This window comes from Plantactinospora alkalitolerans, from assembly GCF_015690345.1.
Taxonomy (GTDB): domain Bacteria; phylum Actinomycetota; class Actinomycetes; order Mycobacteriales; family Micromonosporaceae; genus Plantactinospora; species Plantactinospora alkalitolerans.
Map to the genome: position 1 here is coordinate 1 of NZ_JADPUN010000092.1, position 20128 is coordinate 20128.

General features: G+C 70.7%; 16 protein-coding genes, 2 pseudogenes and 1 riboswitch. Of the genes and pseudogenes, 13 read left to right on the forward strand and 5 right to left on the reverse strand.

Features of this window, described 5'->3' with window-relative positions; genetic code table 11:
• From hrpA (I0C86_RS44900) to I0C86_RS07425, 7 genes and pseudogenes are all read left to right on the forward strand, one after another.
• Positions 1-1820 (forward strand): annotated as a pseudogene (gene hrpA, locus I0C86_RS44900) (ATP-dependent RNA helicase HrpA); the annotation flags it as partial.
• A gap of 102 nt (positions 1821-1922) precedes the next feature.
• A pseudogene (gene hrpA, locus I0C86_RS44905) lies at positions 1923-4124 on the forward strand (ATP-dependent RNA helicase HrpA); the annotation flags it as partial.
• A 147-nt stretch (positions 4125-4271) separates the two neighbouring features.
• Positions 4272-4364: riboswitch (SAM riboswitch) on the forward strand.
• The gene (locus I0C86_RS44375) at positions 4358-4486 is read left to right on the forward strand and encodes a hypothetical protein (RefSeq protein ID WP_255527635.1); all 129 of its coding nucleotides are present in this window, start codon (positions 4358-4360) and stop codon (positions 4484-4486) included. (Overlaps the previous riboswitch by 7 nt.)
• A gap of 154 nt (positions 4487-4640) precedes the next feature.
• A complete protein-coding gene (locus I0C86_RS07410; protein ID WP_196200462.1) occupies positions 4641-5546 on the forward strand; it encodes an ABC transporter substrate-binding protein in 906 nt (301 codons plus the stop codon).
• Between the two features lie 85 nt (positions 5547-5631).
• On the forward strand, positions 5632-6441 hold the full coding sequence (locus I0C86_RS07415) for an amino acid ABC transporter permease (RefSeq protein ID WP_196200463.1): 810 nt from the start codon (positions 5632-5634) through the stop codon (positions 6439-6441).
• Complete coding sequence (locus tag I0C86_RS07420) at positions 6434-7216, forward strand: amino acid ABC transporter ATP-binding protein (protein ID WP_196200464.1); 783 nt, start codon at positions 6434-6436, stop codon at positions 7214-7216. Before I0C86_RS07415 ends, I0C86_RS07420 begins: the two co-directional genes overlap by 8 nt.
• A gap of 71 nt (positions 7217-7287) precedes the next feature.
• Complete coding sequence (locus I0C86_RS07425) at positions 7288-7878, forward strand: hypothetical protein (protein WP_196200465.1); 591 nt, start codon at positions 7288-7290, stop codon at positions 7876-7878.
• Between the two features lie 17 nt (positions 7879-7895).
• Here the strand turns inward: I0C86_RS07425 and I0C86_RS07430 are convergent, their stop codons facing one another.
• The 3 genes from I0C86_RS07430 to I0C86_RS07440 all read right to left on the reverse strand — a co-directional run bounded on the left by I0C86_RS07430 (position 7896) and on the right by I0C86_RS07440 (position 10646).
• The gene (locus I0C86_RS07430; protein WP_196200466.1) at positions 7896-8864 is read right to left on the reverse strand and encodes an ankyrin repeat domain-containing protein; all 969 of its coding nucleotides are present in this window, start codon (positions 8862-8864) and stop codon (positions 7896-7898) included.
• A gap of 301 nt (positions 8865-9165) precedes the next feature.
• Complete coding sequence (locus tag I0C86_RS44910) at positions 9166-10104, reverse strand: CPBP family intramembrane glutamic endopeptidase (RefSeq protein WP_196200467.1); 939 nt, start codon at positions 10102-10104, stop codon at positions 9166-9168.
• On the reverse strand, positions 10101-10646 hold the full coding sequence (locus tag I0C86_RS07440; protein WP_407676275.1) for a deaminase: 546 nt from the start codon (positions 10644-10646) through the stop codon (positions 10101-10103). Before I0C86_RS07440 ends, I0C86_RS44910 begins: the two co-directional genes overlap by 4 nt.
• A gap of 542 nt (positions 10647-11188) precedes the next feature.
• Between I0C86_RS07440 and I0C86_RS07445 the strand changes: the two genes are divergently transcribed.
• Complete coding sequence (locus tag I0C86_RS07445) at positions 11189-12820, forward strand: GMC oxidoreductase (RefSeq protein ID WP_196200469.1); 1632 nt, start codon at positions 11189-11191, stop codon at positions 12818-12820.
• A 74-nt stretch (positions 12821-12894) separates the two neighbouring features.
• On the opposite strand, the gene I0C86_RS07450 is transcribed toward I0C86_RS07445, so the two are convergent.
• Positions 12895-13860, reverse strand: a complete 966-nt coding sequence (locus I0C86_RS07450; RefSeq protein ID WP_196200470.1) for a zinc-binding dehydrogenase — start codon at positions 13858-13860, stop codon at positions 12895-12897.
• Positions 13861-14008: 148 nt separating this feature from the next.
• Between I0C86_RS07450 and I0C86_RS07455 the strand changes: the two genes are divergently transcribed.
• Entirely contained in the window at positions 14009-14350 is a 342-nt protein-coding gene (locus I0C86_RS07455) for an MmcQ/YjbR family DNA-binding protein (RefSeq protein WP_196200471.1), read from the forward strand.
• Here the strand turns inward: I0C86_RS07455 and I0C86_RS07460 are convergent.
• On the reverse strand, positions 14344-15273 hold the full coding sequence (locus I0C86_RS07460; protein ID WP_196200472.1) for a LysR family transcriptional regulator: 930 nt from the start codon (positions 15271-15273) through the stop codon (positions 14344-14346). The genes I0C86_RS07455 and I0C86_RS07460 overlap by 7 nt on opposite strands.
• A 35-nt stretch (positions 15274-15308) precedes the next feature.
• On the opposite strand from I0C86_RS07460, the gene I0C86_RS07465 reads away from it, so the two are divergent.
• From I0C86_RS07465 to I0C86_RS07480, 4 genes are all read left to right on the forward strand, one after another.
• Entirely contained in the window at positions 15309-16040 is a 732-nt protein-coding gene (locus tag I0C86_RS07465) for a succinate dehydrogenase cytochrome b subunit (protein WP_196200473.1), read from the forward strand.
• 3 nt (positions 16041-16043) lie between these two features.
• Positions 16044-17981 carry a fumarate reductase/succinate dehydrogenase flavoprotein subunit gene (locus I0C86_RS07470; protein ID WP_196200474.1) on the forward strand — a complete coding sequence of 646 codons (1938 nt, stop codon included), beginning with the start codon at positions 16044-16046 and terminating at the stop codon, positions 17979-17981.
• Positions 17978-18739, forward strand: coding sequence for a succinate dehydrogenase/fumarate reductase iron-sulfur subunit (locus I0C86_RS07475; RefSeq protein ID WP_196200475.1), 762 nt, complete (start codon positions 17978-17980; stop codon positions 18737-18739). Before I0C86_RS07470 ends, I0C86_RS07475 begins: the two co-directional genes overlap by 4 nt.
• A gap of 200 nt (positions 18740-18939) precedes the next feature.
• Entirely contained in the window at positions 18940-19959 is a 1020-nt protein-coding gene (locus I0C86_RS07480; RefSeq protein ID WP_196200476.1) for a serine hydrolase, read from the forward strand.
• Positions 19960-20128: the final 169 nt, after the last annotated feature.

Consider the following 20128-nt stretch of genomic DNA (forward strand, 5'->3'; position numbering starts at 1 on the left):
TCCGGGACCAGCGCCGCATCCAGCGGCGGATCGACGGGATACCCAAGATCCGCGACCCACACCGACGCGAGGCCGCCACCGCCGAGATCGCCACCGAGGTTGCCTCGGCGGAGCAGCGACTGACCCGCCGCCGGACCGCCGTGCCGGTGATCACGTATCCGGCGGGGCTGCCGGTCAGCGAGAAGAAGGACGACCTGCTGGCCGCGATCCGGGACCACCAGGTGGTGATCGTGGCGGGCGAGACCGGATCCGGCAAGACCACCCAGCTACCCAAGATCTGCCTCGAACTGGGCCGGGGAGTACGTGGCCTGATCGGGCACACCCAGCCGCGACGTCTGGCCGCCCGGACCGTGGCCGACCGGATCGCCGACGAACTCGGCACCGAACTGGGCGGGGCGGTCGGGTACAAGGTCCGGTTCACCGACCAGGTCGGCGACGGGACGCTGGTCAAGCTGATGACCGACGGAATCCTGCTCGCCGAGCTTCAGCAGGACCGGATGCTCCGGCAGTACGACACGCTGATCATCGACGAGGCGCACGAGCGCAGCCTCAACATCGACTTCATCCTCGGGTACCTCCGGCAGCTGCTTCCCCGCCGGCCGGACCTCAAGGTGATCATCACCTCGGCGACGATCGACCCGGACCGATTCGCCCGGCACTTCGGGACCGACGCCGAACCGGCGCCGGTCGTCGAGGTCTCCGGCCGGACGTACCCGGTCGAGGTCCGCTACCGGCCGCTGGTCGAGGCGGCGGACTCGGACGACTCCGACGACTCCAACGACGATTCGGACAACGTCCGGGACCAGATCCAGGCGATCGGCGACGCGGTGGAGGAACTGGCCGCCGAAGGTCCCGGCGACATCCTGGTCTTCCTCAGCGGAGAGCGGGAGATCCGGGACACCGCCGACGCCCTGGCCAAGCTGGTGCAGAACCGGCCGAGGTTACGCGGGACGGAGATCCTGCCGCTCTACGCCCGGCTCTCCACCGCCGAGCAGCACCGGGTCTTCCAGGCGCACCAGGCCCGCCGGGTGGTACTGGCCACCAACGTCGCCGAGACCTCGCTGACGGTGCCCGGAATCAAGTACGTCGTAGACCCCGGCACCGCCCGGATATCCCGGTACAGCCACCGGCTGAAGGTGCAGCGGCTGCCGATCGAGCCGGTCTCGCAGGCGTCGGCGAACCAGCGCAAGGGACGCTGCGGGCGTACCTCGGACGGGATCTGTGTCCGGCTGTACGACGAACCGGACTTCCTCGGCCGCCCCGAGTTCACCGACCCGGAAATCCTCCGGACCAACCTCGCCTCGGTCATCCTCCAGATGACGGCCATCGGACTGGGCGACATCGCCGCGTTCCCGTTCATCGACCCGCCGGACCGGCGCAACGTCGCCGACGGGGTCGCCCTGTTGCAGGAGTTGGGCGCGCTGGAGGCGACGACCGGGAACGAATCCGTCCGTCGGCTGACTCCACTGGGCCGCCAACTGGCCCAGCTACCGGTGGATCCCCGGCTGGCCCGGATGGTATTGGAGGGCGAGCGGAACGGCTGCGCCACCGAGGTGATGGTGATCGCCGCCGCGCTGTCCATCCAGGACCCCCGGGAGCGGCCCGCCGACAAGCAGGCGCAGGCCGACCAGGCACACGCCCGGTTCACCGACAAGGAGTCGGACTTCGCGGCGCTGCTCAACCTGTGGCGGTACCTCAAGGACCAGCAGAAGGAGTTGTCGTCCAGCGCGTTCCGCCGGATGTGCAAGGCCGAGTACCTCAATTACCTGCGGGTCCGGGAGTGGCAGGACATCAACAGCCAGCTCCGGCAGGTACTGCGCGGCATGGCCGCCCGGCCCACGGACGGACGGCCCACGGACGGACGGCCCACGGACGGACGGCCCACGGACGGACGGCCCACGGACGGACGGCCCACGGACGGACGGCCCACGGACGGACGGCCCACGGACGGACGGCCCACGGACGGACGGCCCGGCCGAACCGACGGACAGCCGGGCGACGGCAGGCGCGGCGGCAACCAGCGGCGAGCGGACGACAGCGCGGACGGCGGAGCCGAGCAGCCGGCCAACGATGTCGACACGGATCGGATCCACCAGTCACTCCTCGCCGGGCTGCTCTCGCACGTCGGCCTGAAGGACGCCCAGAAGAACGAGTATCTCGGCGCCCGGGGCGCCCGCTTCGGCCTCTTCCCCGGCTCGGCACTGTTCCGCCGGCCGCCGCGCTGGGTGATGGCGGCCGAACTGGTCGAGACGTCCCGGCTGTGGGGCCGGGTCGCCGGGCGGGTCGAGCCGGAATGGGTCGAGGCACTGGCTCAGCACCTGGTCAAACGCAGCTACAGCGAGCCGCACTGGGAGAAGAAGCAGGCCGCCGTCGTGGCGTACGAGAAGGTCACCCTGTACGGCATCCCGCTGGTCGCCGGTCGCAAGGTCAACTTCGGCCGGATCGACCCGGCGCTGTCCCGCGAACTGTTCATCCGGCACGCGCTGGTGGAAGGCGACTGGCAGACCCCGCACCGGTTCTTCCACGACAACCGGGCGCTGCTTGACGAGGTCGAGGAACTGGAGCACCGGGCCCGGCGCCGGGACATCCTGGTCGACGACGAAACCCTGTTCACCTTCTACGACCAGCGACTGCCCGCCGACGTCGTCTCCGGCCGGCACTTCGACGCCTGGTGGAAACGGGCCCGCCGGGACCAGCCCGAGCTGCTCACCTTCGACCGGCAGATGCTGGTCAACCAGGGCAAGGGCGGCGTCGACGCGGCGGACTACCCCGACGAATGGCATTCGGAAGGGGTGGCGCTGCCGCTGACGTACCGGTTCGAACCGGGGACCGAGACCGACGGCGTGACCATCGACATCCCGCTGCCGATGCTCAACCAGGTGACCGCCGAGGACTTCGACTGGCAGGTACCGGGGCTGCGCGAAGAGTTGGTCATCGCACTGATCCGGTCGCTGCCGAAGGCCGTACGCCGGAACTTCGTCCCGGTGCCGGACTATGCGCGGGCGGCGCTGGCCGCGATCACACCCGGCCGGGAGCCACTGCTCGACGCGCTGGCCCGGGAACTGCGCCGGATGACCGGCGTCCTGGTTCCCCGGGACGCCTGGGACACCGACCGGCTGCCGGCGCACCTGCGACCCACCTTCCGGGTGATCGGTGACGAGCAGAAGACCGTCGCCGAGGGCAAGGACCTGCCGGCGCTGCAACGCCAACTCACCACCCAGGTACGCAGAATGGTGGCCGCCGCCGCACCCGACGTGGAACGGCAGGGCCTGCGGGAATGGAGCCTCGGCACCCTGCCCCGCTCCATCGAGCAGAACCGGGCCGGCTACCTGGTCACCGCCTATCCGGCGCTGGTGGACGAGGGCGACAGCGTCGCGGTACGGGTCTTCGCGTCCGAGGCCGAGCAGCGCACCCAGATGTGGGCCGGCACCCGGCGTCTGCTCCGGCTCGGCCTGGCCGCACCGGCGAAGTTCCTCCAGGGCCGGCTCTCCAACGAGGCCAAACTGGCGCTGAGCCGCAACCCGCACCGCAACGTGCAGGACCTGCTCGACGACGCCGCCGACGCGGCCGTCGACAAGCTGATCGCCGACGCGGGTGGCCCGGCCTGGGACGCCGACGGCTTCACCGCGCTGCGGGACCGGGTCCGGGCGGATCTGGTCGACACCACGATCGAGGTGGTCGAGCGGGTACGCCGGGTACTGGCCAGCGCCTACGGGGTCGAGCAGCGGCTGACCCGGACCAACAGCCTGCCTCTGGTCGCGGCGCTCACCGACATCCGGGCCCAGCTATCCGCCCTGGTGCACCGGGGCTTCGTCACCGAAACCGGTCACGCCCGCCTCGCCGACCTGCCCCGCTACCTGACCGCCATCGAGCGACGCCTCGACCGGCTCCCCCAGAACCCGCAACGCGACCGGGAACAACAGGCTCGGATCGAGCAGGTCCAGCAGGAGTACCGGGACATGCTCGCCGCCCTCCCCCCGGCCCGCCGCGACGACGACGCCGTACGACACATCCGCTGGATGATCGAGGAACTCCGGGTCAACGTCTTCGCCCAGGCGCTCGGCACCCCGTACCCGATCTCCGAACAGCGCATCTACCGCGCCATGGACCTCGCCGAGGGGTAGTCAGGGGTGTAAGGAAGGGCCCCTTCTTATCGCTTTCTGTAGAAGAAGGGGCCCTTCCTAACACGTAACGCCCCCTCCCGCGTGGCCCGCGCCACAGGCGGGGCCGGATTGGTGGGTGTCCGGTGCCGGGGTCGTTATGCTCGGGTCCGGCCATCCAGAGCGACCGAGAGACCTGGCTCGTTGACGTCGCAGCAACCCCCCGACCGTGGGTGCGGGTGCTACCGCCAGGATCGATGGAGGTACCTGTAGTGCGTACGTCGTGTGCCGAGCGGACCAGCCGGCTGCACGTCACCTGGCATCGGTGGCGTCGACATGTGGATCTCTGCCGGACCAGCACCATGCTCTGTCCCGGCCAGGACTGACCGCAGCCGCCGGTCGGCGTATCCGACCGCTCTCGTAACCACCCTTCCAGGCGGCTCCGTCGTCGCTGCCCGTGCCGTTCGCCGGCCGTGCCGTTCGCCGGCCGTGGCAGCCGTCGGCGTACCTGCCGCCGGATATTTCATGGAGTTTCCACACATGCGTATCACCGCTGTTTCTGCCCGCCTGCTCTCCGGAGTCGCCGCCCTCGCGCTGCTGGGTGCCGCTGCCGCCTGCGGCGGTGCCTCGCCGTCCGGTGACGTGGCCGAGAACCCGTACGACCTGCTGCAGCCCGGAACGCTGCGGGTCGGCACCCTGACCGACGCCCCGCCGAACGTGTACCTGAAGGACGGCAAGTTCACCGGATTCGACAATGACCTGATGACCGCCGTCGCCGGCAAGCTCGGACTGAAGGTCGAGTTCGTCGGGACGGACTTCTCGGCGCTGCTCTCGCAGGTCAACAACCACAAGTTCGACGCCGGCAGTTCGTCGGTCACCATCACCGAGGCCCGGAAGAAGACCGTGGACTTCGGCAACGGGTACGACTTCGGCTACTTCGGCCTCGACGTACCGGCCGGCTCGCCGATCAGGAGCTTCGCCGAGTTGAAGGGCAAGCGTGTGGTCGTGGTGCAGGGCACCGTGCAGGACGACTACGCGACCAAGGAAGGGCTGGACCCGGTCCGGGTGCCGGACTACAACGGCGCGATCAACCAGCTCAAGGCCAAGACCGCGGACGCCTGGATCGCACCGGCGGAGATCGGCGAGAAGTCCGCACAGGACAGCGGCGGAAAGATCGTCCTCGTCGAGAAGCAGCTCAGCTCGGCCCCGACCGCGTTCGTGGTGGCCAAGGGAAGCGACGCGCTGCGCGAGGCGCTGGACAAGGGGCTCGACCAGGTGATCGAGGACGGCACCTGGACCCGGCTCCAGGACCAGTACTACCCCGGGCGGCCGATCCCGGAGACCTTCAAGCCGGGTAGCGGCACGGTGGCGTACCCGCCGGTCAAGGCCGGATCGGCCGGCCCGGCCGGTACCTCCGCGTCCCCGACGGCCACCCCCGCCGGCTGACGCCCGAGCCCGGCCGACAACCGAGCCGGCCGACAACTGAGGCGGACGGCCGACGGACGGTTCCGAGACGACCAAAGGCGAGGCGATGGAAACCCTGAGAACGTTGTGGGAAACGTTCTTCGACCTGGAGTCGATGCGCGAGGCGCTGCCCGAGATGCTGACGGTCGGCCTGCGCAACACCCTGTTACTGGCCCTCATCTCGGCCATCCTGGGAACGCTGCTCGGCATGCTCCTGGCCATCGCCGGCCTGTCCCGGACCCGCTGGCTGCGCTGGCCGGCCCGGATCTACACGGACGTGTTCCGGGGCCTGCCGGCGGCCGTCACCATCCTGCTGATCGGGGTCGGGTTGGCGCCCCTCGGGCTCACCTGGTGGGGCCCCAACCCGTACCCGTTGGGCATCCTGGCGCTGTCGCTGATCGCGGCGGCGTACATCGGGGAGATCTTCCGGTCCGGTATCCAGAGTGTGGAGGCCAGCCAACTGGAGGCGACCCGGGCGTTGGGGCTCTCCCACGGTGCCGCCATGCGCCTGGTGATCATTCCGCAGGGCGTACGCCGGGTCCTGCCGGCCTGGGTCAACCAGCTGATCGCCCTGATCAAGGACTCCAGCCTGGTGTACTTCCTCGGCCTGGTCGCCAGTCAACGGGAGCTGTTCCGGATCGGCCAGGACTATGCCGCCAACACGGGCAACGAGTCGGCGCTGCTGCTCGCCGGGCTGTTCTATCTGGCCATCACGGTGCCGCTGACCCACCTGGTCAACTGGGTCGACCGGCGGCTGCGGGACGGGCGGGCCGGCGGCGGGCCGGACGCCGATTCCGATTCCGATTCCGACGATCCGGTGGCGCTGGCCGGCGAGACGGCGCTACCCGCCACCGGGAAAGGGGCGTCGCATGCCTGAGCGTAGCCAGTCGAGCGGGGTGGCAACGGCAGTGACCGGCACCGGCTACGAGTCGGTCAGCGTGGCGACCCGGGACGTACACCTGGCCTTCGGACGCAACCAGGTCCTGCGCGGCATCGACCTCGAGGTCGGACGCGGCGAGACCGCCTGCGTGATCGGCCCGTCGGGGTCGGGGAAGTCCACATTGCTGCGGACGATCAACCGGCTGCTGGAACCCGACCAGGGCGACATCCTGCTCGACGGCGTGAGCGTGCTGGACCAGGACCCCGACGCGCTGCGCCAGCGGATCGGCATGGTCTTCCAGCAGTTCAACCTGTTCCCGCACATGACGGTGCTGCGGAACGTCACCCTCGCGCTGCGGCAACTCAAAAGGCTCTCCCGGGACGAGGCGACCGAGTTGGCGCTGCACCACCTCGACGTTGTCGGCCTGCGGCACAAGGCCGATGCCCGGCCCGGTCGGCTCTCCGGCGGTCAGCAGCAGCGGGTGGCCATCGCTCGGGCGTTGGCGATGTCGCCCCGGGTGATGCTCTTCGACGAGGCGACGTCGGCGCTCGACCCGGAACTCGTCAAGGGTGTGCTGTCGCTGATGGCGGACCTGGCGGCGCAGGGGATGACCATGGTGGTCGTCACCCACGAGATGGGTTTCGCCCGGCAGGTCGCGGACCAGGTCGTCTTCATGGACCGTGGCCGGGTGGTCGAGGCCGGGCCGCCCGCCGAACTCTTCGAGGCACCGCGCAGCGGGCGTCTCCAGCAGTTCCTCTCCCAGGTGCTGTAGGCGGAACCGCGACGGGTCACCGCCCGTCTGAGCGCCGACGGTGGTTCGGGCTACGGTTCGGGGGCGCTTGGATGCGGCGGAGACCTGTACTCGCGATTGTTGCCGGAGCGGTCGCCGTTGCGGTGCTGGGCACGGCGGGCTGCGCCGCCGGAGGCGGAACCACGGCCGCCGTCGCAGAAACGGCGGCCGCGGAGCTGCCGGCCGGCGACGTCAAGAAGGCCGAGGTGTACGCGCAGGTCGTGCGCACGTACCTCGGCACGCCCCGGGACAACTCCTTTCCCGAGGGGTCCTTCGGCACCTTCTATGTGCTCGACCGGGCCCAGCCGGGCGCCAGCGATCTTCCCGACCAGCCGGAGCGTGGCATTCCGATCGCCCCGAAGGTCCAGCAGCACATCACGAACGCATTGGCGGGGATGGGCCAGGTGGTGTTCATCGCCGATCAGGACGCCGCCTTCCGGGAGGGAACCCTCTGCCCAGAGGTCAAGGACGGCGGCATCCTGATCACCCTCGGCGAGGTGGTCGGCGACGACCACGAGGTGCGGGTCGCGATCCACGGCTTCGTCGCCTGCGACGGTGCCACCCGGCTGACCTACGTCGTGCACAACCAGCCGGACATTGGGTGGCAGGTGACGGGCACCACCGGCCCGAGGACCATCTCCTGACCGAACGGCAGCTCCCGCTACGACCAGTAGTCGCCGGACGGCAGTTCGACCCACCGGTCGGGCGGCCCGGTGACCGGGCGAGCGTCGGTCAGTCGCAGGCCGGCGTACGCGCAGCAGTAGGCGATGGCCCGGTACCGGAACAGGTACGTGCGGAGGATCTCGTCGGCTGACTCGTCGGCGCCGGACCATCCACCGCCGGGGTGCAGGTCCCAGCCCTCGATGACGCCGTTCCTGCCGATGCTGCCCTGGTTGCCGCTCTTCGGGTTGGCGTACATCGCGTAGCAGACCGTCCCCGTCGACAGCCGTTGGGCCACCACCGGTGTCGACGCCCCGTACGCCCACGGCTGGCTGACGACGCAGCCGCCCGGTACGTCGGTGACACCGACGGTCAACAGCGCATCTTCGTCCAACGAGCGGTCGGACAGATTTTCCAGGATGGACACCGGATCGTCGGTCTCGATGACCGTGGCGTCCAGCCGCCGTACGGCCTCGGCCGCGTCGATTCCGGCCACGCAGCACAGGCTCAGGCCGTCATAGTAGAAGTCGCCGAGCGCGTCGAGCAGGCGGTGGGCCTCGGTGGCGGCGGCGGACTCGGCCGGCGAGAGACCGGGGACCCCGGGCGGGACGGGAAACAGGTCCGGCGTCCGGCTGGCCAGGCTCAGCCGTCCCGGCGACCATCCGGCCATCATCGGCCGCCACGGGTCCGCCCCGGCCGCCACGAGCGCTCGGGCGTTCTCGGGCTTGTCCGCCTGGACGGCGATCCACAACGCGGTGCGGCCGTCGTGTTCCGCGTCGACGTCCTCGACGAGGCCCGCCAGTTCCGCGACCACGTCGGCGGAGCCCCGCTCGGCCGCCACGTGCAGTGGACCACCCTGGCCGCGTACGTCCCCGTCGGGGTCGGCGCCAGCCGCGAGCCGGGCCCGGACCTCGACCAGCTCCGACCAGGATCGCCAGTCCATCATGGACCATCCGTCATCGTCCGCCATGCTCAGACCTCCCCGAGATCGGGTCCTCATATTGTCGGGGACCGATAGCGGCGTCCACCGTCCGTACGATCCTGACTCGGAGCACCGACATTTTGCGCGGCGCCGGCCGGTGGAGGTACGGGTTGGACGAGGCGGACCACTGGGTCAGACTGGAACATCGGCACTGCTTCCCGACGACGACGTGACAGGGTGGCTCACCCCGGATCCACGAGGTCGGGCGATTTGGATCGATCCGGAATCGACGCAGAACGCGATCGGTCAGGTGTTCTCCGCGATCCCCGGTTCGGCACGTTCCGAGGTGTCAGCCGGGAAACGGCGCCCGTACCCCGGGTAGTACGGCCGGCTGGACCGCGACCTGCTCCGTCGGCGTCACGTTGTCGGTCGTCGTCACCTGCGTGTCCCGCTCGTTCCCTCCAGCCTCGCCGACGGCCCCGGTGCCGTGGGTGCCGGTGCCGGGACTGCCGGTGCCGTGGCTGCCGGTGCCAGGACTGCCGGTGCCGTGGCTGCCGGTGCCAGAGTTGGCCGTGGGCTCAGGCACCGTCGGATGGGCCGGGACCAGCAGCAGCGCCACCAGGTCCTGGCAGAGGTGCACCACGATCGCCAGCAGCAGGCTGCCCGAGACCAGGTAGACGGCGGTGAACATACTGCCGATCAAGGTGATTCCGAGCAGCCCGCGCCGGCCCTGATAGGCGTGCGCCGCGACGAACAGCGCAAGGCTGGCCAGCACCACCAGTGCCAGCGGCAGATCGTAGAGCTGGGTGCCGACCCCGATGAACAGGCCACGGAAGACCGCCTCCTCGGTGACGCCGGCCGTGACCGAGACCAGGATGGCCAGCCGCCGCTCCCGCGTGTTCTGCGGCACCAGCGGGGCCGTTCCGGCCCTGCCGGGAAGCACGTGTCCCCGGCGCATCCGGCTGCGGGCCCGCAGGCCGCCGACGCCGATCAGCAGCAGCACGTACGACGCCAACAGGTAGTCGAGGCCGTCGCCGCTCGGCCAGGCCCAGCCGAGGTCGGTGGCCGACAGGTCGGCGCTGGCGAACGCGATCGCCGGAACGAAGGCCGCCGTGACCCAGGAGACGAGGATGAAGTTGCGGTAGAACCGGACGCGTCCTTCCGGCTCGGCGGCGAGTTGCCGGAGGAAACGGCTCCGGAACTTCACCCCCAGGACTATGTCGACCAGTTTGATCGCCAGCAGGGTCGCAACCAGTATGTGCGTGGTCAGTTCGAGGGCCCGGTTCACGAACGACGATCATCGTGGCAGACCGGTCCGGCGACAACCCTCCGATCGGTGTGAGCCCGCGCGTCGCGCCCGCTCGCCCGCGAGGTGCCCGCCTCCACAACGGCGGCGTTGATGGCATTGACCTGCCCGGCGAACTCCGACATCTCGGTTACCTCGATGCCGGCCGCCCGGAGGAGTTCGATGCCGACGCAGTCCGCGAAGACCGGCGGTTCCCGCATCGCGACGACGACCCGACGGATCCGTGCCTCAATGATCAGTTCGGTGCACGTGCGGTGGAAGGAACCGCGGGTGGTGCATGGCTCCAGCGAGGAGTACATGGTGGTGCCGGACAGGTCCGGCACGGTGCCGTCGAGCTTGGCCAGCGCCTGCTGTTCGGCGTGCACGAACGGACCGGTCTCCCGGGAGTATCCCCGGGCCAACTCGGCTCCGTCGGGGTCGACGATGATCGCGCCGACCGCATAGGCGCTGACCGTGGCGGGGCAGAGTCGGGACATGTCGATTGCCGCCTGCAACCACCGCTGGTCGACCATCTGCTGATCGATCATGTCTTCCTTCCTGAGCGGCCATCCCGGCGGCGAAGATGACGGACAGAGATATCCGCCGAGGCGTCCACCGATCCGTCCGCGATCTCGCCGCTGAGGCCCACCCGGATCGCCATCCAGCCGGCGGTCCCAGGCCGTACGTGTGTAGCGAGAGCGCGGACGAGGTCCTCGGACACCTCGCCCGATAGCTGACCTGTCCGGGTACCCGGACAGGATTCCCGACTCAGGACACTACGCCGGGGCGTTCCCCCTCTTCACCGACGCCGTGAAGGCCGTGCAGGCGGCCGGGCGGAGCACCAGCACCGGACCGGTCCTTGCTGTCCCGCACCCGCGACGATGGCCCGAGGTCCCGGTGCTGCCCGCGATGCGGTACGACGGCATCCGAACTCGCGGGGCAGCACCGGGCCCAGCCATGAGCCGGAACCGTCCACGGTCCACGGCTTTCGCCTCGCCGTGCGGGGTACCCATCGACGGGTCACACTGTTTCTCAGCACGAGGGCCCGCCCTCGCCGCCGCCTTCCTACTACTGGACGGGGACGCTCGTGGCTGTCGACCTCACCCGCCGGGACTTCCTGGGCCTCGGCGCGGGCGTCGCCGCCGCTGCCGCCGGGCTGGCCGCCGCCCGTACCGTCGAGGAGCGGCACCGCGTGATCGTGATCGGCAGCGGGTACGGCGGAGCGATCGCCGCGTACCGGCTGGCCGAGGCCGGCGTACGCAGTGTCGTGCTGGAGCGGGGCCGGCGCTGGCCGATCACCCCGGCCGGAGACACCTTCCCGCCGTTCCTGAGCCCCGACCGCAGGTCGTCGTGGTTCACGCCGACGCCGGTCTACCCGGGCATGCCACCAGCGGTGTACCGGCCGTACGCGGGACTGTTCGAGAAGATCGTCGGGCAGGGCATGAACGTGATCACCGGTGCCGGGGTCGGCGGTCTGTCCCTGGTCGACGGCGTGATGCTGCAACCCGCCGAGGCGGTGTTCAACCGGGTGATGCCCGCCGAGGTCGACTACCAGGAGATGAACGACCGCTACTACCCTCGGGCCCGCTCCCGGATCGGGGTCGGCGCCATCCCGGACGACGTACTGGCCCATCAGCGGTACGCCGGCACCCGGCTCTTCCTCGATCAGGCGCGTCGGGCCGGACTGCCGGCGGGCCGGATCGACGAGGCGTGCGACTGGTCCGTGGTCCGGACCGAGCTGGCCGGCGACGCGGTGCCGTCGGCGTCGATCGGCGAGTATCTGACCGGGATCAACAGCGGGGCGCGCACCTCGGTGGACCGCAACTACCTGGCCTGGGCCGAGGCGAGCGGGTTGGCCGAGGTCAGGCCGCTTCACGTGGTGACCGACGTGTCGACCGACGCGCAGGGCCGGTACGTCGTCCGCGCCCGCCACATCGACGCCGACGGCAACCTGCTGGAGCACGTGGTGCTCACCGGCGACGCGCTGTTCCTCGCCGCGGGCTCGATGGGTACCTCCCGGATGCTGGTCCGGGCCCGGGACAGCGGGGCGTTGCCGGGGCTGTCCGACCAGGTCGGCCGGCACTGGGGCAACAACGGCTCGCGGATCTACCTGCGGGCGCTGGTGCCCGAGCCGACCGGGGCGTACCAGGGCGGTCCGACAAGCGTCGCCATCATGCGCTGGGACGACCCGGACAACGCCGTCTCGATCGAGTTCGGTCCGGCGCCGTTTCCGGTGGAGACCCACGCGATGCCGGTACCCGGATTCGGGATCTGCGCTCCGGTCGGCCGCTTCGAGTACGTACCGTTGACCGACGACGTCCGGCTGATCTGGCCGCCCGACGGTGACCTCGCCGCCCAGCGGGCGATCCGGGCCACCCTGCGACAGTTGGTCACCGCGTCGACCGCTCCCGGCCCGGTGCCGCCGCCGACCGGGATCGGCGTACTCGACGGCCTTCTCTCGCTGGCCGCCGCCGCGCCGTACGGGCTGCTCGACCTGAGCGGGCTGGAGTCGTACACGTTTCATCCGCTCGGCGGTGCGGTCCTCGGCCGGGCCTGCGACGGCTTCGGCCGGGTGGCCGGCTACCCCGGGCTGTACGTCGTGGACGGTGCCCTGATCCCCGGCTCCACCGCGGCCTGCAACCCGGCGCTGACCATCGCCGCCCTCGCCGAGCGCTGCCTCGACGACGTGCTGGCCCGCGACGTCGGCACCGTCTTCTGATCCGCCCTCCCCGACCCGACCGGGGCCGGCTCAGACCTGTACCGGGGCCGGCTCAGACCTGCACCGGTGTCCGCTCAGACCAGCAGCAGCGTCTTGCCCACCGCGGTGCGGTTCTCGATCGCGGCGTGGGCGTCGGCGGCCCGCTCCAGCGGGAAGGTCTGGCCGATCAGTGGGGTGATCCGACCCGCCGCCACGTCGTCGAGCGCCCGCACCAGGTAGCCACGGAACTGCTCCGGGCCGAGCTGGATGTCCGCGATGCCGGTCGCGGTGATGTCCCGGGCCTTCGCCAGCTCCGGATCGGCGGTGGCGAACGCGCCAGCGGGAGTGCCGTGCGCCGAGAACCGGCCGCCGGGCCCGAGCAGGTCGAACGCGGCGCGCCCGTAGTCACCACCGGCGCCGTCCAGGACCACGTCGAGACCTCCGGTCGCGTTCCAGACCCGGTCGGTCCAGTCCGACGTGGAGTAGTCGACCAACACGTCGGCGCCGAGTTCGCCGATCCGGTCGAGCTTGGCGGTGCCCCGGGCGGCGGCCACCACCGTGGCACCGGCCGCGGCGGCGAGCTGGACCAGGATGGCGCCCATGCCACCACCGGCCGCGGTCACCAGTACCCGGTCCCCCGCGGTGATCTGAACGATGTCGGCGATTGCCAGCGCCGTGACGCCGTCATGCAGGACCGCCGCCGCGTTCCGCGGGTCGACCGCGTCGGGTACGGCCACCAGGCCGTCTGCCGGCACGACCGCCCGTTCGGCGTACCCGCCCTGGTGGCCGGTGCCGGCGACGATCCGCCGGCCGACCCAGCCCGGATCCACGCCCGGGCCGACGGCCGCGACGGTACCGGCAACTCCCACTCCCGGCCGGTACGGCGGCCGCACCGGAAACCGCTCGCCGCCGTGCCCGCCGCGTACCATCGTCTCCAGCCACAGCACCTCGGCCACCTCGACCGCGACCACCACCTCGCCGGCTCCGGCCACCGGCTCGGCGGCCTCCGCCGGCACGAGCACCTCCGGTCCACCGAACCGCGCCACCTCGATCACCCGCATGCCTGACCACCTCCGGCTCCGGTACCGCGACGGCGGGGCTGCGCGTCGACGGCCGCTTCCTTGACGCGCCAAGTCTCGGACGTCAAGCGGACTTGAGGTCAATACGCCGTCGACGGAGACCGTCGGTCCCCCGGACTACCGTGCGGGCATGGTCACCGTCGCCGAGGTACGAGCACTGGCGCGTACGCTGCCGCGAACCACCGAGCACCTGATCCGTGACCGGGTCAAGTTCCGGATCGGCTCCATCGTCTACGTCGCGTTCTCCCGGGACGAGACGACGATGGGCTTCGGCTACCCGAAGGAGGAACGTGCCGCGCTCGTCGTCGCCGAGCCGGACCTCTTCTTCCTGCCGTCCGCGTCCGACCTGCGCTTCCACTGGGTGTGCTGTCGGCTGGCCCGGCTCGACCACGGGTACATGACCGAGTTGGTGACCGACGCGTGGCGGATGGTCGTGCCCCGGTTCCTCGCCCGGCAGCGACTGGGTCAGTAGGGGGTGACCCCGGCCGGCAGGGTCGAGTTCTCGGCGGCGGTACGGACGTAGTCCAGCAGGATCCGTCGGAACGCCCGCGCGGCATGGGTCGGCTCCGCCTCCCGCCGTCGGGCCAGCGCGATCGTCCGGTGCACCCCGGGCGGGGCGAGCGGGGTGACCCACAGTTGCGGGCGCCGGGCCACCACGATGCCCGGCACCAGGGCGACGCCGAGTCCCGCCTCGACGAAGCTGAGCACCGCGTCCATCTCGCCGCCGTCCACCGCGAGCGACGGTTCGAAGCCCGCCTCCCGGCAGGCCGCGATGGTGGCGTCGCGCAGGTCGTAGCCCTGCCGGAACATCACCAGCGGCTGGTCGCGCAGGTCGGTGAGCCGGATCACGCCGGTCGGATCGGTCATCGGCAACGGATGCAGGGAGGCGACCACCAGGTTGTCCCGGAGGATCGGCTCGGCCCGCAGCGCGGGGTCGGGCCCGAGCCCCGGCTGGATGATCAACGCCAGGTCGAGTTCGCCGCGCAGCAGGTCGCGGACCAGGTCCTGCGAGCCGCTCTCCTCGACCCGCAGGTCGACGTTCGGATGGAGGTCCCGGAACCGGCGCAGCACCGCCGGGGCCAGCGAGGTGGCGAGGCTCGGGGTGGCGCCGAGCCGCACCCGGCCCCGGCGTACCCCGACGAGTTCCTGGACCTCCCGCCGGGCGGTGTCGACGTCGGCGAGGATCCGCTTGGCGAGCGGCAGCAGCACCTCGCCGGCCGCCGTCAGGCCGATGTTTCCGCGCACCCGCTCGAACAGGGGCGCGCCGAGATCCGACTCCAGGACGTGAATCTGCTTACTCAACGAGGGCTGGGTGATGCCGACAATGTCCGCCGCATGGGTGAAATGCCGGGTTTCGGCCACCGCCACGAAGTACCTCAACTGGTGAAGCTGCACCTACATAGCTTACGGCTATGGACACTGCGCCTTCGATGCATTGGACGACTAATCAGAGGTCTCCTAGCGTTTATCGGGTGACAGCAGTAGGCACGCGGTCGCCGATCCGATCCAGCATCGGCCTGAAAGCCGTGATGGCGGTGACGGGCATCCTCCTGGTGCTCTTCCTCATCGCCCACATGCTCGGCAACCTCAAGATCTTCGTCGGCGCCACGTCGTTCGACCACTACGCGCACTGGCTGCGGACGATCGGCTCCCCCGTACTGCCGGACACCTGGTACCTGTGGATCCAGCGGTCGGTGCTCGGCATCGCCCTGGTGGCGCACATCTGGTCGGCGACCGTACTGGCCCGCAGGGCCCGGGCCGCCCGGCCCGTCCGGTACGCGCACCGGCCCAAGGTGCAGGGCAGCTACGCGGCCCGGACCATGCGCTGGGGCGGCGTGATCATCGCGCTCTTCGTCGTCTACCACCTGCTGGACCTGACCACGGGTGACCTGAACCCGGTCGGCGACCCGCGCCGGCCGTACGCGAACGTCGCCGCCGACTTCGCGCCCGAGCGCTGGTACGTGACCCTGTTCTACGTCGTCGCGATCGTGACGCTCGGCTTCCACCTGCGGCACGGGATGTTCAGTGCGTTCCGCAGCCTCGGCCAGCAGACTCCCCGGGGCGAGCGGCGGGCCCGGGCCGTCGCCCTCGGCTTCAGCGTCGCGCTCTGCGCTGGCTACCTGGTCGTCCCCTTCGCCGTGATCGCCGGATTGGTGCGCTGAGAAATGGAACTCTTCACCCACGGCGAGCCGATCGCCGACACCAAGGCCCCGGACGGGCCGATCGAGACCCGCTGGCAGCGCCGCCGGTTCGGCGCCAAGCTGGTCAACCCGGCCAACCGGCGCAAGCTCACGGTGATCGTGGTCGGCACCGGGCTGGCCGGCGGCTCGGCCGCCGCCACCCTCGGCGAGCTGGGCTACCGGGTCAAGTCCTACTGTTACCAGGACAGCCCGCGCCGGGCCCACTCGATCGCCGCCCAGGGCGGCATCAACGCGGCCAAGAACTACCGCAACGACGGCGACTCGATCCAGCGGCTCTTCTACGACACCGTCAAGGGCGGCGACTTCCGGTCCCGGGAGTCGAACGTACGGCGGCTCGCCGAGGTCTCGGTGGAGATCATCGACCAGGCCGTGGCCCAGGGCGTCCCGTTCGCCCGGGAGTACGGCGGCCTGCTCGACACCCGCTCGTTCGGCGGCGCCCAGGTGCAGCGGACCTTCTACGCCCGGGGCCAGACGGGCCAGCAGTTGCTGCTCGGGGCGTACCAGGCGCTGGAGCGGCAGATCGGGCTGGGCCGGGTGGAGATGTACAGCCGGCACGAGATGCTGGAACTGATCGTGGTCGACGGCCGGGCCCGGGGCATCGTGGTCCGCGACCTGGTCAGCGGCGAGATAACCACCGAGTACGCCGACGCGGTCGTGCTCGCCTCCGGCGGGTACGGCAACGTCTTCTACCTCTCCACCAACGCCAAGGGCTGCAACGTGACCGCCACCTGGCGGGCGCACCGCAAGGGGGCGTTGTTCGCCAACCCCTGCTACACGCAGATCCATCCGACCTGCATCCCGGTCTCCGGCGACCACCAGTCGAAGCTGACCCTGATGAGCGAGTCGCTGCGCAACGACGGCCGGGTCTGGGTGCCGCAGCGGGCCGGCGACGACCGCCCGCCGCGGGAGATCCCGGAGGACGAACGGGACTACTTCCTGGAGCGGATGTACCCGTCCTTCGGCAACCTGGTCCCCCGGGACATCGCCTCCCGGGCGGCCAAGGGAGTCTGCGACTCTGGTCGGGGCGTCGGCGCGACCGGGCTCGGCGTCTACCTCGACTTCGCCGACGCGATCGGCCGGCTCGGCCGGTCCACCATCGCCGACCGGTACGGCAACCTCTTCGAGATGTACCAGCGGATCACCGGCGAGGACCCGTACGAGGTGCCGATGCGGATCTATCCGGCGGTGCACTACACGATGGGCGGCCTGTGGGTCGACTACGACCTCGAGTCGACAATTCCCGGACTGTTCGTCATCGGCGAGGCGAACTTCTCCGACCACGGCGCCAACCGGCTCGGCGCCTCGGCACTGATGCAGGGCCTGGCCGACGGCTACTTCGTGCTGCCGAGCACCATCGCCGACTACCTCTCCGCCGGCCCGTTCGAGCCGCTGACCGACGACCACCCGGAGGTGGCGGCGGCCCGGAACGACGTCGCCGACCGGCTCGCCCGACTACTCGCCTGCAACGGTGACCGGACCGTCGACTCGTTCCACCGCGAGCTGGGCCAGATCATGTGGGACCACTGTGGAATGGAACGCAGCGACACCGGGCTGCGCAAGGCACTCGCCGAGATCCGCAGCCTCCGCGAGCAGTTCTGGCAGCGGGTCCGGGTCCCCGGCGACGGCGAGGGGCTCAACCAGGCGTTGGAGAAGGCTGGCCGGGTCGCCGACTTCTTCGAACTGGCCGAGCTGATGTGCGTCGACGCGCTGCACCGGACCGAGTCGGCCGGCGGGCACTTCCGGGCGGAGAGCCAGACCCCCGACGGCGAGGCGCAACGCGACGACGACCGGTTCAGCTACGTGGCCGCCTGGGAGTTCACCGGCGCGGACCGGCCACCGGTGCTGCACAAGGAAGACCTGGACTTCGAGTACGTACACCCCACCCAGCGGAGTTACAAGTGAACCTCACCCTGAGGATCTGGCGGCAGTCCGGGCCGGACGACCCCGGCCGGATGGTGAGCTACCCCGTTCCGGACGTCTCCCCCGACATGTCGTTCCTCGAGATGCTGGACGTGCTCAACGAACGGCTCACCCTCGACGGCGAGGAGCCGGTCGCCTTCGACCACGACTGCCGCGAAGGCATCTGCGGCGCCTGCGGGATGGTCATCAACGGCGTCGCGCACGGGCCGGAGCGGGCCACCACCGCCTGCCAGCTCCACATGCGCCACTTCTCCGACGGCCAGACGATCGACATCGAACCCTGGCGGGCCAGGGCGTTCCCGGTGGTCAAGGACCTCGTCGTGGACCGGACCGCCTTCGACCAGATCATCGCGGCCGGCGGCTACATCACCGCGCCGGCCGGTAGCGCCCCGGAGGCGCACGCCCAACTGGTCCGCAAGTCGGACGCGGACGCGGCCTTCGAGTCGGCCGCCTGCATCGGCTGCGGCGCCTGCGTCGCGGCCTGTCCGAACGGCTCGGCGATGCTCTTCACCGCGGCGAAGGTGACCCACCTGAGCCTGCTGCCACAGGGCCAGCCGGAGCGGTCCACCCGGGTCGTCGGGATGGTCGACGCGCACGACGCGGCCGGCTTCGGCGGCTGCACCAACATCGGCGAGTGCACCGCGGTCTGTCCGAAGGGGATCCCGCTGACCAGCATCGGGCGGCTCAACCGTGACTACCTCAAGGCCACCCGCGACCGCGACGGCGCCCCCGGCACCTGACTCCGGGTGCACCGCCGCAGCGGTACACAGGCGATACACAGACACGTCTCCGATCCGTCGCTGGGCCCGCGCCGAGGCGCGAACCGGGACAGATTCGCCTAGGGTTGTCGATCAACAAGCCGCAGTTCTGGCAACTGCCGCGTGTCGACGACTCGCACGGGGACGCCGGGCTGCGAAACGGTCTCTTTGGGGGGCACGACGTGGGAAACACGCTGAATCGCAGGACGGCACTCGGTGTCGGCACCGCCGCCACCGCCGGTGTGGTGTTCGGACTCGCCACTCCGGCGACGGCCGCACCGAGCACCGGAGGAGGAGCCTCGGAGTCCTCCCTGTTGCGGGCGAACCAGGTCGCGGCGCTGTACCGGCGGGCGAAGGAACGGGCCGGCGGCAACTGGTACACGTACATCAGCGTGGCAAGCGGAGGTGGTCCCACCCCGCAACCCGCCGTCCGGGAGAACGCGGACACGGTGGTCGAGGCGTACAGCGTCAACAAGATCGCGGTCGCCACCGCCGTACTCGACAAGGTCGACCGGGGTCTGCTCACCCTGGACCAGCGGGTCGAGGTCACCTCGGCGATCGTGGTCCCGGGCGGCGACGGCATCTTCAGCCTGGACGGTGCCTACCCCAGTTCGGTGACCCTGGGCCACGCGCTCGCCGCGCTGCTCACCGTCTCGGACGACACCGCCGTCCGGCTCTGCGGGCTGGTCTGCCCGGCCGCCGAACTCAACCAGATCCTGGTCGCCAAGGGTTTCCCGAAGACCCAGGTCGAGCCGGTCGCGAACCCGAACCGGTTCTTCCTCGGCACCAGCACCGCCCGGGAGACCCACGACCTGCTCCAGGCGCTGGTCCGGGGGACCCTGCTCTCCGCCACCTCGACCACTTTCCTGCTGAACCAGCTCCGCGCCCCGATCGCGTTCAACGACGGGATCCGCCGCACCATGTCCTCGGCCGAGCGCGCCCGGATCGCGACCAAGGCGGGCTGGTTCGGCGACGCCCGCCACGAGGCCGGCCTCATTTTCGATCCGGCCGGCGCCCCGGTGCTGACCTACGTCCTGTTCGCCGACGGACAGGCCGACCCGGACAACTTCGGCGCCACCCATCCGGCGGTGCAGGCCCGTGCCGCGATGGGACCGGGCTTCATCGACGCGGTGGACGGGCTGCGTAACACGTCCGTCCCGGCGCGGCGGACCTCCCCGTACCGGCCGACCAACGGCGGCTGAGCCGAACCATCGTCCCCGGCAGGGGGCTTGGGCGTCCGGCAGCAGAAACAGGCGTCCGGCAGCGGAAACAGGCGTCCGGCAGCGGAAACAGGCGTCCGGCAGCGGGGCCGGGGAGGCGGGTGCCGGCTCGGGCGTACCCTCGCAGGATACGAGGGGGCGACGGCTGATG

Coding starts and splice junctions, on each gene's coding strand:
- I0C86_RS07430 (WP_196200466.1), bottom strand. CDS start 8,864: ATGGCGGACGATGACGGATGGTCCATGATGGACTGGCGATCCTGGTCG.
- I0C86_RS07455 (WP_196200471.1), top strand. CDS start 14,009: ATGGTCACCGTCGCCGAGGTACGAGCACTGGCGCGTACGCTGCCGCGA.
- I0C86_RS07415 (WP_196200463.1), top strand. CDS start 5,632: ATGGAAACCCTGAGAACGTTGTGGGAAACGTTCTTCGACCTGGAGTCG.
- I0C86_RS07465 (WP_196200473.1), top strand. CDS start 15,309: ATGCATTGGACGACTAATCAGAGGTCTCCTAGCGTTTATCGGGTGACA.
- I0C86_RS44375 (WP_255527635.1), top strand. CDS start 4,358: ATGGAGGTACCTGTAGTGCGTACGTCGTGTGCCGAGCGGACCAGCCGG.
- I0C86_RS07450 (WP_196200470.1), bottom strand. CDS start 13,860: ATGCGGGTGATCGAGGTGGCGCGGTTCGGTGGACCGGAGGTGCTCGTG.
- I0C86_RS07425 (WP_196200465.1), top strand. CDS start 7,288: ATGCGGCGGAGACCTGTACTCGCGATTGTTGCCGGAGCGGTCGCCGTT.
- I0C86_RS07420 (WP_196200464.1), top strand. CDS start 6,434: ATGCCTGAGCGTAGCCAGTCGAGCGGGGTGGCAACGGCAGTGACCGGC.
- I0C86_RS07470 (WP_196200474.1), top strand. CDS start 16,044: ATGGAACTCTTCACCCACGGCGAGCCGATCGCCGACACCAAGGCCCCG.
- I0C86_RS07410 (WP_196200462.1), top strand. CDS start 4,641: ATGCGTATCACCGCTGTTTCTGCCCGCCTGCTCTCCGGAGTCGCCGCC.